Genomic DNA, 12,533 nt, shown 5'->3' on the forward strand with positions numbered 1-12,533 from the left:
GGCGGTGGGGAACAGGAGCAGACCCGACCAACCCACAAATACGAAGCGGTCGCGCTTGAGCCAGTCATCGAGGATGTCGAACCATCCCCGCTGCGGCGCGCGACCTAAAGCGATCGTCATGAGAGCGGCTTCATGAAGCGTTACATCAGGACTCTACGGGTCGCGGCCCTCGAAACGCGCATGCCCGACCGAAGCTGAGCACTTCTACTTAGCGCTCCAGCGCCCGGCGACGCGCGAACGCCAAGCGAGTCCCGATTCGCCACAGTGGGGCGAGTCCATTCCGGTTTCATGTACGTCGTCGAGCTCTCCCTCAAGCTCAGCCCCATGCCCGTTGCCGTGCAGCGCAAAGAGCTGGCCGACGCCCAGGCCCTCTATGACCAAGTGCGCCAGGCACTGGATGGCACTGGACCGCGGCTACTCGAGTTGACCTGCGAGAAGGAGGAGGAGAAGCGGATCAGCCTGCTGACCAGTGAAGTGGTGGCGGTGCAGCTGTATGAAAAGTCGGCGATGGGCAGCGGCGGCAAGCGCCCCGGCTTCAGCTTCGAGGGCTGAACCCCCGCCGAGCGATTTGGAGCCACTCCCGCCATGACTCCTCCCCTGACGGTGGAGCGGCTCAGCTTCGCCTGGCCCAACGGTCGCCCGGCGCTGCGCCATTGCACGTTGCAGATCCCGCGGCCGGGGCTGTGGATGCTGGTGGGCAGCAACGGCAGCGGCAAAAGCACCCTGCTGCGCCTGATCGCAGGGCTGCTGGAGCCCCGCAGCGGCCGCATCCACGCCCCCGGCAAGGCCGCCCTGGTGTTCCAGAACCCCGATCACCAGTTGCTGCTGCCGAGCTGCGCCAGCGATCTGCAATTGGGCCTACCGGCCGACCTCAGCGACGCGCAACGGCACCAAAGGGTGGAACAGGCCCTTGACCAGGTCAGCCTCCATGGGTTTGCAGAGCGACCAATCCACACCCTCAGCGGCGGCCAGAAACAACGCCTAGCCATCGCCGGCGCCCTGGCCAGCTCCGCCGACCTGGTGCTGCTTGATGAGCCCACCGCCCTGCTCGATCCCGACAGCCAGCACGAGGTGTTGCAGCTGCTCTGGCAGCTCACCCACCGCGCCGACGCCCCACTCACGGCCCTGTGGATCACCCATCGGCTCGAGGAGCTGCAGCGTTGTGACGGCGCCGCGCTGATGGAGCACGGGGCCGTCGGGCGCTGGCAGGACGGCCCCGTGCTGGCCCAGCAGCTGGACCCCTTGCAGGCCGGCAGGCCTGAGGGGTAAGTTCTTCGAACCGGTTTCGACCGGCGCATTCCTCGGTAGCTCAGCGGTAGAGCGATCGACTGTTAATCGATTGGTCGCAGGTTCGAATCCCGCCCGGGGAGCTTTTTTAATCAACCGCAACCCACAGGTTGCGGTTTTTTTATGGCCGGTAGAGCGCCAGGGGCTGGGCAACTGACCCCAGCGCCCACCTGCTACAACAAAGAACTACGAAGAAATCCTTAAGATCCACCGGCTTGACTCGTCCCCCGGGACGCGGCAAACCCTGGCCAGTCGCGCCCTGAAGGCTCTTCGCCATGGGCCCTCGCCCACGCCAGGGTCCAATCCACGGCGCTCCACACGCAACGGGCCCTCGCCCAGGCAGCAAAACCGTAGAAAATGCCTGCAACTTCGCTGCAGCGGTAGCGATTGATTCACTCCCCGCCGCTCCCCGCCTGATCCCATGAAGCCCTGCATCCTGCTGATCGAAGACGACAGCGATATGCGCGAGCTGGTGGCAGGCCACCTCGAGCATGGCGGCTTCGACGTGCAGCGGGCTGATGACGGCATCAAGGGGCAGGCCCTGGCCCTGCAGTACAGCCCCGATCTGATCCTGCTGGATCTGATGCTGCCGAAGGTGGACGGGCTCACCCTCTGCCAGCGGCTGCGGCGGGATGAGCGCACCGCCAAGATTCCAATCCTGATGCTCACCGCCCTTGGCAGCATCAAAGACAAGGTGAGCGGCTTCAACTCCGGTGCTGACGACTATCTCGCCAAACCGTTTGACCTCGAAGAGCTGATGGTGCGGGTCAAGGCGCTGCTGCGCCGCAGCGACCATGCCCCCCTCTCCGCCAAGCACAACGAAATCCTCAGCTACGGCTGTCTCACCCTGGTGCCGGAGCGGTTTGAAGCCATCTGGTTTGATGTGGCGGTGCGGCTCACCCACCTGGAATTCGAGCTGCTGCACTGCCTGCTGCAGCGCCACGGCCAAACCGTTGCACCCTCGCTGATCCTCAAGGAGGTGTGGGGCTACGAACCCGACGACGACATCGAGACGATCCGGGTGCATGTGCGCCACCTGCGCACCAAGCTCGAACCCGATCCGCGCAAGCCCCGCTTCATCAAGACGGTGTACGGCGCCGGCTACTGCCTGGAACTGCCCAGCGACGATCAACTGACCGACCTGGTGCCCCTGATCCACCAGGCCCGCCAGGCCCAGGCCAGTTGAACTGAGCCCGCCAAGAACTCAAAGGCCGGCCAGCTCGAGCAGGGCCACTTCCCAGGCAAGCCGGGGCTGCACGTAAGCCCGCAGCTGGCTACGCAGGCGCTCGAGGCGCTGCAGCTGGGCCACCGGGGCCTGGCGGCGCCAGAGGGCCAACTGCCACCAGTTGAGCAACCACAGCTGCTGCTCCCCATCCAGGGCCTCGGCCAGATCCCGGGCCAGCGCCAGGGCCTGCACAGGGTCCGCGGCCTTGGCCAAATCCAGGAGCCGCTCAACCAAACCCTCCGGCAGGGCGGCCCAGCTCTGGCGGCAGCGCAGCAACGCCCCCGGCGAGCCCGCCGCCAGCTCCAGCAGCTCCGGCGGATCGTGACTGGGGGCCGGCTGACCACACCGCTCCAGCACCGCCGCCAGCTGCTCGGAGCTGAGCCGGGTGAAGGGGATCTGCTGGCAGCGGGAGCGGATCGTACTGAGCAGCTGATCCGGAGCCGCCGCGATCAGCAGGACCAAGCCATCGCCGGGCTCCTCGAGGGTTTTGAGCAGGGCATTGGCCGCCCCTTCCGCCATCGCCTCAGCCCCCTCCAGCACCACCAGACACCCCTTGGCCTCCACGGCCCGGCGGGAGAGAAACCGCGAGACCTCGCGGATCTGGTCGAGCCGCAGCTGGGGTGCCGCCCGCCGCGCCAGCCCCAGCTCCTCGGCCTTGGAGGCGGGCACCAACTGGCCCTTGTCCTGATAGGTGGGCTCGACCCAGAGCAGGTCGGGATGGTTGCCCTCCTGCAGCCGCCGCCGGATGCCGGCATCGCCCATCGGCCCCACCAACACTCCCTCGAGAAAGCGCAACGCCGCCAGCCGGCGGCCCACGCCATCCGGGCCGGCAAACAGATAGGCCGGCGCCAGGCGCCCTTGGGCCAGGGAGGCCTCCAGCAGGGCCACGGCGCGCGGCTGACCCAGCAGATCCTCAAACAGAGCCGTCACGAAACCGAGCCAGCCGCCAGGCCGGCCAATTGGCTGCGGCAGGACGCCGCCACCTGCTCCGGCAACTGGGTGGCATCAACGCGCCGCCAACCACGCTCGCGGGCCAGGGCCGCAAAGCCATCCGCCACCCGCTGCAGAAAGGCCTCCCCACTGGCCTCAATGCGGTCGGCGGAGCGGGCGCCCCGGCGGCGCAGCGATTCGGCCAGGGGCAACTCCAGCCACAGGGTGAGATCCGGCTCCAGACCGCCGGTGGCCAACTGCTCCAACTGGGCGATGGTGGGCAGGTCGAGGCCGCGGCCATAGCCCTGGTAGGCGGCCGTGGAGCCGCTGAAGCGATCGCTCAGCACCCAGTGACCCGCCGCCAGGGCCGGGCGGATCACCTGCTCCAGATGCTGGGCCCGGTCGGCGGCATAGAGCAGCAGCTCCGCCATCGGCTCCGGCGCCGCCTCCCCGGGCGGATGCAACAGCAGCTGCCGCAGGGCGGAGCCCAGGCCTGTACCCCCCGGCTCCCGGGTGACGATCAGCTGGGCACCCGGCGCCAGCAGGCCACTGCTGGGCAACCAGGTGCGCAGGGCTTCCAACTGGGTGGTTTTGCCGCAGCCGTCGATGCCCTCAAGCACCACGAACCGACCGCGGGGAGCCACTGCCGGTTCTGCCACCTGGAGATCAACGGGAATCAGAGAACCCATCCTGCAGCAGCAGGGCGTTGACCACCACCGTGATCGAGCTCAAGGCCATCAGCAGGGCCGCCAAGGGCGGGGTGAGCAGCACCCCGAATCCGGGCAGCAGCACGCCGGCGGCCAGCGGCAACACGATCAGGTTGTAGCCGAAGGCCCAAGCGAGGTTTTGACGCACTTTGGCCATGGCGCGCCGGGCCAACAGCAAGGCCCGCACAATGCCCTCCAGGCGATCGCCCATCACCACCAGATCCGCCGTGTCCTGGGCGATCTGAGTGCCGGTGCCCACGGCGATGCCCAGATCCGCCGCCGCCAGGGCCGGGGCGTCGTTGATGCCATCGCCCACCATCGCCAGGGCGCCGCGGGCCGGGTGCTGCAGGATCCGCTCCAGCTTCTGCTCGGGCCGCAGCTCCCAGGCCAGCTCCGCCGGCGCCAACCCCAGCCGGGCTCCGAGCTGCTGCACCGGCTCCCGCCGGTCGCCACTCAACAGACCCAGCTGCAGCCCAAGGCCCCGCAAGGCCTCCAGCACCGAAGCGGCATCGGGGCGGGGCTGGTCGTCCACCGCCACCAACCCCAGCAGGCCCTGCTGATCGGCCACCGCCAGCACGCTGGCGCCGTGGCACTCCAGCAGCGCCTGCCTGGCCAGCAACTCCGGCGTGGGGCAGGGATCCACCCAGGCCAACCGTCCCACCCGCAAGCTGTGGTCGGCGATGCAGCCGCTGACGCCCTGGCCAGCCACGCTGTGGCCCTCCACCACCTCCAGCAGCTCCAGACCGCGCCGCTGGGCCTCCTGCAGCAAGGCAAAACCAAAGGGATGGCGGCTGCCCGCCTCCAGGCTGGCGGCCAGCTGCACCAAGCGATCGGGAGGCAGATCCCCCAGGGGTTCCACCGCCGCCACCAAGGGCCGCCCCAGGGTGAGGGTGCCGGTTTTGTCAAACAGCAGGGCTTCGATTCCGGCCGCGGTTTCAATCGCATCGCCGCCTCGAAACAGAAGGCCGGCGCGGGCGGCGCGACCGGTGGCCACCGTGATCGCCACGGGAGTGGCCAGCCCGAGGGCACAGGGGCAGGCCACCACCAGCACGGCAATCGCCAGCTGCATGGCCAGGGCAAACGGGGTGTCGGCACCAGCCCCCAGCACCCCATGGCTGCCATGGTGCCCACCCATCACGCCAGACGCGTGAGCTGGGCTGAGCACCTGGGGCCACAGCTGGGTGCCCAGCAGCCACCAGAACAGCAAGGTGGCGACGGCCAGGGCCAGCACCACCAGGGTGAAGCGGCCCGCCACCCGATCGGCCAACCCCTGGATCGGCGCCTTGCGGGCCTGGGCCCGCTCCACCAGGTGGATGATCCGGGCGATGGCGCTGTCGGCGCCGCGGCGGCGCACCTCCAGCACCAGCGGGGCCTCCAGATTGAGGCTGCCCGCGGCCAGCTCGCTGCCCGCTACAGCCTGCAGCGGCAGCGGTTCGCCGGTGAGGCCCGACACATCCACCGCCGAGGCTCCCTCCAGCACCACACCGTCCACCGGCACGCGATCGCCGGGCAGCAGCTGAACGCGATCACCGGGACGCAGGCCGCCCACCCGCACCGGCCGGGGCGGCCCCTCGCCCAACAGCAGCAAGGCGGTGTCGGGTTGCAGCTCGGCCAGCTCTTCGAGGGCGCGGCCCGTGCGGAAGCGGGCCCGTTCCTCCAGGAAGCGACCCAGCAGCACGAAGCCCAGCAGCATCACTGGCTCGTTGAAGAAGCAGGGCCAACCTCCTTGGGGCCAGAGAAAAGCCACCAGGCTGGCCAGATAGGCGCTCAGCACCCCCAGCCCCACCAGGGTGTCCATGCTGGGCAGCCCCGCCAAGGCCGCCTGGACGCCCCGCACCAGGATCGAGCGCCCCGGCCCGGCCAAGGCCAACGTGGCCACCAGGGCATGAATCCACAGGGCATCCAGCCCGGTGCCGGGCAGATGGCCCAACCCCGAAACCAGCAGCAGCACCAGGGCTACCACCAGCTGGCGCCAGTGCTGCCACCAGGTTTGGGTCTGCAGCCGCTCCCGCCGCGACGACAACGCGCCATCGCTGGGGCGCAGCCGGGCCTCAAACCCCAGACCCGCCAGGGCCGCTAGCAAAGCGGCCTGGTCGGCCTCGGCGGAGGCGAGGTCAACCCAGGCCGTACGGGTGAGCAGGTTGACGCTGGCCTGGCGCACGCCGGGCTGATCGAGCAGCCGTTGTTCGACGGCCCGCACGCAGCCACCGCACTTCATGCCCTCTATTTCCAGCAGGAGGGGCTCCAGCGGGAGAGGTTCCAGCGGGAGAGGCTCCTGGAGCGGGGACAAGGCCTGAAGGGGGCAACGATGGACTCACGTTAGGCAGATCCGCCAGGATGGGATCCACGCCGCTCACCGACGTCACCGTGCCCCGCAGCCAACGCAACGACAACTTCATCGACAAGAGCTTCACGGTGATGGCTGACCTGATCCTCAAGGTGCTGCCCACCAACCGGCGCGCCAAGGAGGCCTTCGCCTACTACCGCGATGGCATGAGCGCCCAGGCTGACGGCGAATACGCCGAGGCGCTGGAGAACTACGAGGAAGCCCTCAAACTCGAGGACGACCCCAACGACAAAGCCTTCATCCTCTACAACATGGCCCTGGTATTCGCCAGCAACGGCGAGCACGCCAAGGCCCTCGACTTCTACAGCCAGGCCCTGGATCTCAACAGCAAGATGCCCCAGGCCCTCAACAACATGGCGGTGATCCACCACCACCTGGGCTCGATCGCCGAGGAGCGCGGCGACGCCGATGAGGCCGACCGCTGCTTCGACCAGGCCGCCGACTTCTGGGGCAAGGCAATTCGCCTGGCCCCCAACAACTACATCGAAGCCCAGAACTGGCTCAAGACCAGCGGCCGCGGCAGCGTCGACGTGTATTTCTGATCCGGTTCACAGATCGGCAGGGTTGAGCCAGCGCAGCGCTTTGAAGCGGGCAAAACCGCGGTCAAAGGAAACCCAGGTGGCATTCACCTCCAGGGCCGCTGCCGCCAGGTACACGTCGGTCATGTCGACAGAGCTGGGCCGATACTCCAGAACCAGCTGGCGGAACAGGCCCCAGTGCCTGGGCCCGGGATCAAGGATGGATACCGCTGGCGACGCCAAGAGACTGTCGATGAAGGCCAAGGCCGCCGCTGGATCGAGGGGCTCGCTGAAGACACGGCGATCGGTGGCCACCCGCAGAAAGCCGCTGACCACAACGGAGAAGAGACCCAGGCCTTCCGGGTCAGCGCGATGGGCCAGCAACCAGGAGTGGGCTACTGCGTGGCGCGGAGAAGCGGCCACACAGGCCTGCACCAGGACATTGACGTCAACGCAATGCATCTTCGTCAGTCCAGATGATCCAGGTCAATGCAACTGATCCAGGGGCAGCCCTTCGTCGAGCAACGCCCGCACGGTGGAGAGGTCGTCAAGGTCGACACCTGGGCGCAGCATGCCACCGGCATGAACAGGCAACGGGGGCAGCGCGGCCTGTTTCAGCAGGTGGGCACGATTCAGATAGGCCTGCAGCGCTGCCTCAAACACCGAGCCCACCGTGCTGCCTTCACGAGCGGCCTGGACCTTTGCCTGCTCGTAGAGGGCGTCATTGATGGTGAGCGTCGTTCGCATTAGTCCATCTTAGTGCGCAAGCCATGCATCTTGATGCTCAAACCCGATCATCTGCCGGGTTCACCCCCAGCGCCGCCACCAGCGCTTCGGCCACGGCACCGGCCTCCAGCAGCTGCAGGCCCAGTCCAGCGGCCGCCTTGGCCAGGCCAGAGCCCTTGGGCACCACCGCCCGGGTGAAGCCCAGCCGTGCCGCCTCCTGCAGCCGCAGCTCCAGCTGTCCCACGGGCCGCAGCTGGCCGCCCAGACCCAGCTCCCCCACCAGCACCGTGCCGGGCGGCAGGGTGAGGTCGCGGTAGCTGGCCACCACCGCCGCGGCCACGCCGAGATCCGCCGCCGGCTCCTCCACCTCCAGCCCGCCGGCCACCGCCAGGTAGCAGTCAAAGCGCGACAGGGGCAGGCCCAGGTGCTTCTCCAGCACCGCCAGGATCTGGTGCAGGCGGTTGGCGGCGATGCCGGTGGCACTGCGGCGCGGGCTGGCGTAGCTGGTGGTGCTCACCAGGGCCTGGAGCTCCACCACCAGGGGGCGAGTGCCCTCGCAGGCCACGATCGTGGCGGTGCCGGCACTGGGTTCGTCGCTGCCAAGAAACAGCTCGCTGGGGTTGGTCACCTCCGCCAGGCCCCGATCGCGCATCTCAAACACCCCCAGCTCATGGGTGGCACCAAAGCGGTTTTTAACGGCCCGCAGCAGCCGGTGGCTGGCGAAGCGGTCCCCCTCGAAGGTGAGCACCGCATCCACCAGGTGTTCCAGCACCTTGGGGCCCGCCAGGGCACCCTCTTTGGTCACATGGCCCACCAGCAGCAGGGCCGTGTCCTGGCGCTTGGCGATGCGGGCCAGGGCAGCGGCACATTCCCGCACCTGGGACACCGAACCGGGGGCGCTGCCGAGTTCGGCGTCGTGCAGGGCCTGGATGCTGTCGATGATCGCCACCGCCGGCCGCAGGGCCTCCAGTTCCTGCAGCACCAGCTCCAGGTCGGTTTCCGAAAGCAGCTGAAAATCGGCCCCAGCTTCGGGTTCGCCGCCTGCATCAGAGTCGCCCGAGGCCACCTGGGCCAGCCGGCGCCAGCGCAGCTTCACCTGCTGGGCCGATTCCTCCGCACTCACGTAGAGCACGGACGCCCGGCCGGCCATGGCGCGGGCGCTCTGGAGCAGCAGGGTGCTCTTGCCGATGCCCGGGTCGCCGCCCACCAGCACCAGTGACCCGGGCACCAGCCCGCCGCCCAGCACCCGATCCAGCTCGCCGTAGCCGCTGCTGAGCCGCTGCAAAGGCCGCTCCCCCACCGCCTGGATCGGCTCGGAGCGCCGCGGCTGACCGGCGGCGGCCGCCAGCCCCGCGGACGACTCCGCCAACGGCCGGCGGCGCCGGCTATCGGCAGCCGGCGCCGCCTTCTGCTCCACCAGGGTGTTCCAGCTGCCACAGCTGGCGCACTTGCCAAAAAACTGGCGCGCCTGGGCCCCACAGCTGGTGCACACAAAAACGGAGCTGGGCTTGGCCACGGGCAGGGCTGCGAGGAAGGGCTGGGAAGAGGGGCTGTATGAAGAAAGGTGGCGTTGATTGAAAAGTTTGCCCCTCTGGCCTTTTCAGTAGGGGCTATCTGATGTAGCAGCCCGGCTGCAGTGATGACGGCTTCCGCCCCCTCCACCATCTCCGGAACCCACCACGGCAAAGAGACCATCCTGGTCGTCGATGACGAAGCCAGCATTCGGCGGATTTTGGAAACCCGGCTGTCGATGATCGGCTACCAGGTGGTCACCGCCAGCGATGGCGTCGAAGCCCTGGAGCTGTTCAAGACCACCCAGCCCGACCTGGTGGTGCTCGACGTGATGATGCCCAAGCTCGATGGCTACGGCGTCTGCCAGGAGCTGCGCAAGGAATCGGATGTGCCGATCGTGATGCTCACGGCCCTGGGCGATGTGGCTGACCGCATCACCGGTTTGGAGCTCGGCGCCGACGACTACGTGGTGAAGCCCTTCAGCCCCAAGGAGCTGGAAGCCCGCATCCGCTGCGTGCTGCGCCGCGTGGAGAAGGAAGCCGTGGCCGGCATCCCCAATTCCGGCGTGATTGCCGTAGGCGACCTGCGGATCGACACCAACAAACGCCAGGTGTACCGAGGCGACGAGCGCATTCGGCTCACCGGCATGGAGTTCAGCCTGCTGGAGCTGCTGGTGAGCCGCAGTGGCGAACCCTTCAGCCGCGGCGAAATCCTCAAGGACGTCTGGGGCTACACCCCTGAGCGCCATGTGGACACCAGGGTCGTGGATGTCCATATCTCCCGGCTGCGCTCCAAACTGGAAGACGATCCGGCCAACCCCGAGCTGATCCTCACGGCTCGCGGCACCGGCTATCTGTTTCAACGCATCGTTGACGCCGTTGCCTCCGAAGGAACCTGACAAGCGCGCCAAGCCCAGCCGGGCCATCCGACGGCTGGTGATCTGGTATCGCCGCAACGCGGCGGTCACCAGCCTGGTGGACACCGCCGCCACCGCCGCCACCTCTGCCGCCAGCACCGCCGGGAGCATGGCGGGGACGATGGCCGGCAGCATGGCCGGAGCAGCCGGGGCCGCCACCAGCGCTGCAGGTAGCATAGCCAACACGGTGCTGCAGCCGTTGGTGTTTGATCCGCTGCGGCGCCTGCAGCGGGGGCTGGGCGGACCCGATGAGGACAAACCGATCAACGACGCCGACCGCCTCTGGGTGGCCGTCGACGGCATGGGAGGCGACTACGCCCCCGGACCGATCCTGGAAGGCTGCCTGAGGGCGGTGGAGCTGCTGCCCCTGCGGGTGCGGTTCGTGGCCGAAACAGACCGGCTGGACGCCGCCATGGCCGAAATGGGCCTCCAGGAGCAGCTCGATGCGGCCGTGGCGAGAGGCCTGATCCAGCTAGTGCCGAGCGGCCCCTCGGTGGGCATGGACGAGGAGGCCACGGTGGTGCGCAAAAAGCGCGACGCCAGCATCAACATGGCCATGGACCTGGTCAAACAGGGCCAGGCCACCGCGGTGTACTCCGCCGGCAACTCCGGCGCCGTGATGGCATCGGCAATCTTCCGGCTCAGCCGGCTCAAAAGCATCGATCGCCCGGCCATCGGCGCCCTGTTCCCCACCAAGGACACCGAACAACAGGTGCTGGTGCTGGATGTGGGCGCCAACATGGATTGCAAGCCCAGTTACCTGCACCAGTGGGCCCTGCTGGGTCACATCTACAGCCGCGATGTGCTGCAGGTGGCCCGCCCCCGCATCGGCCTGGTGAACATCGGCGAAGAGGAGTGCAAGGGCAACGAGCTCTGCCTGCGCACCTACCCGCTGCTGGCGGAGGAGCAGCGTTTTGACTTCGCCGGCAACTGCGAAGGCCGCGACATCCTTTCAGGCAACTTCGATGTGGTGGTGTGCGATGGCTTCACCGGCAACGTGCTGCTGAAATTCCTCGAGAGCGTCGGGAGTGTGCTGCTGGATGTGATCAAGGAGGAGCTGCCCCGGGGCCGCCGCGGCAAGGTGGGCTCAGCCTTTCTGATCAACAACCTGCGCCGCATCAAAAAGCGCCTCGACCACGCCGAGCACGGCGGCGCTCTGCTCCTGGGCGTTGACGGAGTGTGCGTGATCGGCCACGGCAGCAGCAAGGCCCTCTCGGTGCTGAGCGCCCTGCGCCTGGCCCACTCCGCCGCCAGCCATGGCGTAATGGCCAACCTGCATGCCCTCTGTACAGCTGTGGTTGACTGACCCCACTGTGGGCTGATCCCGGTGTCGCTCGGCGGAGTCAACACATCAGCGGGGCTGGGCGGCATGGCCCTGGTGGGCTCCGGCAGCGCCGTGCCGGCAGCCAGCATCAGCAATCAGCAACTCAGCGAGCGGGTTGACACCAACGACGACTGGATCCGCACCCGCACCGGCATCGGCGCCCGTCGGGTCGCCGGCCCTGGCGAATCCCTCACCTGCCTAGCCACCCGTGCCGCCCAGGCCGCCCTCGACCACGCCGGCTGGGCACCGGAGGATCTCGACCTGATCCTGCTGGCCACCTCCAGCCCCGACGATCTATTCGGCACGGCGCCGCGGGTGCAGGGGGCCCTGGGGGCCACCAACGCCGTGGCCTTTGATCTCACCGCTGCCTGCAGCGGCTTTCTGTTTGCGCTGATCACCGCTGGCCAATACCTGGGCAGCGGCGCGATGCGACGGGCCCTGGTGATCGGCGCCGACCAATTGAGCCGCTGGGTCGACTGGGACGACCGCACCACCTGCGTGCTCTTCGGTGATGGAGCCGCAGCGGTGGCCGTGGAGGCCTGCGCGGCGAGCGACACGGGCCTGCTGGGCTTCCGCATGCGCTCAGACGGCAGCCGCAATGCCTGCCTCACCCTGGCCCAGGTGGATCGGCATGCCCCCCTGCTCGGCGGTCTCACGGCCCAACAGGGCGGCTTCGCCCCGATCCAGATGAACGGGCAGGAGGTCTACAAATTCGCGGTGCGCGAAGTGCCGGCGATCCTCAGCGAGCTGCTGGAGGCCACCGGCACCGCCCCAGAGCAGCTCAACTGGCTGCTGTTGCACCAGGCCAACCAGCGCATCCTTGATGCGGTGGCCGACCGCTTCGCCATGCCCCATGCCCAGGTGCTCAGCAACCTGGCCCACTACGGCAACACCTCAGCCGCCACTATCCCGCTGATGCTGGATGAGGCGGTCAAAGACGGCCGGGTGCAGCCGGGCCATCTGCTGGCCAGCAGCGGCTTTGGCGCCGGCCTTAGCTGGGGCGCGGCCCTGCTGCGCTGGGGTGGGCCACAACCCTGACAA

At 68.2% G+C, this 12,533-nt stretch carries 13 protein-coding genes, 1 tRNA gene and 1 pseudogene; 8 read left to right on the forward strand and 7 right to left on the reverse strand.

Features of this window, described 5'->3' with window-relative positions; genetic code table 11:
• Positions 1-120, reverse strand: a pseudogene (locus CJZ78_RS08595) (photosystem II D2 protein (photosystem q(a) protein)); the annotation flags it as partial.
• Positions 121-288: 168 nt separating this feature from the next.
• Between CJZ78_RS08595 and CJZ78_RS08600 the strand changes: the two are divergent.
• The 4 genes from CJZ78_RS08600 (at position 289) to CJZ78_RS08615 (ending at position 2,473) form a co-directional block, all read left to right on the forward strand.
• A complete protein-coding gene (locus CJZ78_RS08600; protein WP_094560692.1) occupies positions 289-552 on the forward strand; it encodes a hypothetical protein in 264 nt (87 codons plus the stop codon).
• A gap of 33 nt (positions 553-585) precedes the next feature.
• Complete coding sequence (locus tag CJZ78_RS08605; RefSeq protein ID WP_094560694.1) at positions 586-1,269, forward strand: ABC transporter ATP-binding protein; 684 nt, start codon at positions 586-588, stop codon at positions 1,267-1,269.
• A gap of 29 nt (positions 1,270-1,298) precedes the next feature.
• Positions 1,299-1,370 (forward strand) — tRNA-Asn (locus tag CJZ78_RS08610).
• A gap of 338 nt (positions 1,371-1,708) precedes the next feature.
• On the forward strand, positions 1,709-2,473 hold the full coding sequence (locus tag CJZ78_RS08615) for a response regulator transcription factor (RefSeq protein ID WP_094560696.1): 765 nt from the start codon (positions 1,709-1,711) through the stop codon (positions 2,471-2,473).
• A gap of 18 nt (positions 2,474-2,491) precedes the next feature.
• Here the strand turns inward: CJZ78_RS08615 and CJZ78_RS08620 are convergent, their stop codons facing one another.
• From CJZ78_RS08620 to CJZ78_RS08630, 3 genes are read right to left on the reverse strand one after another with little or no spacing between them, the layout of a single operon-like run.
• On the reverse strand, positions 2,492-3,442 hold the full coding sequence (locus CJZ78_RS08620) for a DNA polymerase III subunit delta' (protein WP_094560698.1): 951 nt from the start codon (positions 3,440-3,442) through the stop codon (positions 2,492-2,494).
• The gene (gene tmk / locus CJZ78_RS08625; RefSeq protein ID WP_094560700.1) at positions 3,439-4,131 is read right to left on the reverse strand and encodes a dTMP kinase; all 693 of its coding nucleotides are present in this window, start codon (positions 4,129-4,131) and stop codon (positions 3,439-3,441) included. The genes CJZ78_RS08620 and tmk overlap by 4 nt, the downstream gene beginning before the upstream one ends.
• Complete coding sequence (locus CJZ78_RS08630; protein ID WP_369802038.1) at positions 4,109-6,439, reverse strand: heavy metal translocating P-type ATPase; 2,331 nt, start codon at positions 6,437-6,439, stop codon at positions 4,109-4,111. Before CJZ78_RS08630 ends, tmk begins: the two co-directional genes overlap by 23 nt.
• A gap of 77 nt (positions 6,440-6,516) precedes the next feature.
• Between CJZ78_RS08630 and CJZ78_RS08635 the strand changes: the two genes are divergently transcribed.
• A complete protein-coding gene (locus CJZ78_RS08635) occupies positions 6,517-7,038 on the forward strand; it encodes a photosystem I assembly protein Ycf3 (RefSeq protein WP_094560902.1) in 522 nt (173 codons plus the stop codon).
• Positions 7,039-7,044: 6 nt separating this feature from the next.
• Here the strand turns inward: CJZ78_RS08635 and CJZ78_RS08640 are convergent, their stop codons facing one another.
• From CJZ78_RS08640 to radA, 3 genes are read right to left on the reverse strand one after another with little or no spacing between them, the layout of a single operon-like run.
• Complete coding sequence (locus CJZ78_RS08640) at positions 7,045-7,476, reverse strand: TA system VapC family ribonuclease toxin (protein WP_094560704.1); 432 nt, start codon at positions 7,474-7,476, stop codon at positions 7,045-7,047.
• 24 nt (positions 7,477-7,500) lie between these two features.
• The gene (locus tag CJZ78_RS08645) at positions 7,501-7,761 is read right to left on the reverse strand and encodes a hypothetical protein (RefSeq protein WP_094560706.1); all 261 of its coding nucleotides are present in this window, start codon (positions 7,759-7,761) and stop codon (positions 7,501-7,503) included.
• Positions 7,762-7,798: 37 nt separating this feature from the next.
• On the reverse strand, positions 7,799-9,256 hold the full coding sequence (radA, locus tag CJZ78_RS08650) for a DNA repair protein RadA (protein WP_094560708.1): 1,458 nt from the start codon (positions 9,254-9,256) through the stop codon (positions 7,799-7,801).
• Between the two features lie 123 nt (positions 9,257-9,379).
• On the opposite strand from radA, the gene rpaB reads away from it, so the two are divergent.
• The 3 genes from rpaB to CJZ78_RS08665 all read left to right on the forward strand — a co-directional run bounded on the left by rpaB (position 9,380) and on the right by CJZ78_RS08665 (position 12,530).
• Positions 9,380-10,150 (forward strand): response regulator transcription factor RpaB, encoded by a 771-nt coding sequence (rpaB, locus tag CJZ78_RS08655; protein ID WP_094560710.1) that lies wholly within the window; start codon positions 9,380-9,382, stop codon positions 10,148-10,150.
• Positions 10,131-11,474 (forward strand): phosphate acyltransferase PlsX, encoded by a 1,344-nt coding sequence (gene plsX / locus CJZ78_RS08660; RefSeq protein ID WP_094560712.1) that lies wholly within the window; start codon positions 10,131-10,133, stop codon positions 11,472-11,474. The genes rpaB and plsX overlap by 20 nt, the downstream gene beginning before the upstream one ends.
• Positions 11,475-11,537: 63 nt before the next feature.
• Complete coding sequence (locus CJZ78_RS08665; protein WP_094560714.1) at positions 11,538-12,530, forward strand: beta-ketoacyl-ACP synthase III; 993 nt, start codon at positions 11,538-11,540, stop codon at positions 12,528-12,530.
• Positions 12,531-12,533 lie beyond the last annotated feature (3 nt).

This window comes from Synechococcus sp. 8F6 (assembly GCF_002252665.1).
Taxonomy (GTDB): Bacteria; Cyanobacteriota; Cyanobacteriia; order PCC-6307; family Cyanobiaceae; genus Cyanobium_A.

Excerpts from the sequence above, each read along its gene's own strand:
- CJZ78_RS08600 (WP_094560692.1), top strand. The coding sequence starts at position 289 with ATGTACGTCGTCGAGCTCTCCCTCAAGCTCAGCCCCATGCCCGTTGCC.
- CJZ78_RS08605 (WP_094560694.1), top strand. The coding sequence starts at position 586 with ATGACTCCTCCCCTGACGGTGGAGCGGCTCAGCTTCGCCTGGCCCAAC.
- CJZ78_RS08615 (WP_094560696.1), top strand. The coding sequence starts at position 1,709 with ATGAAGCCCTGCATCCTGCTGATCGAAGACGACAGCGATATGCGCGAG.
- tmk (WP_094560700.1), bottom strand. The coding sequence starts at position 4,131 with ATGGGTTCTCTGATTCCCGTTGATCTCCAGGTGGCAGAACCGGCAGTG.
- CJZ78_RS08640 (WP_094560704.1), bottom strand. The coding sequence starts at position 7,476 with ATGCATTGCGTTGACGTCAATGTCCTGGTGCAGGCCTGTGTGGCCGCT.
- CJZ78_RS08645 (WP_094560706.1), bottom strand. The coding sequence starts at position 7,761 with ATGCGAACGACGCTCACCATCAATGACGCCCTCTACGAGCAGGCAAAG.
- rpaB (WP_094560710.1), top strand. The coding sequence starts at position 9,380 with ATGACGGCTTCCGCCCCCTCCACCATCTCCGGAACCCACCACGGCAAA.
- CJZ78_RS08665 (WP_094560714.1), top strand. The coding sequence starts at position 11,538 with ATGGCCCTGGTGGGCTCCGGCAGCGCCGTGCCGGCAGCCAGCATCAGC.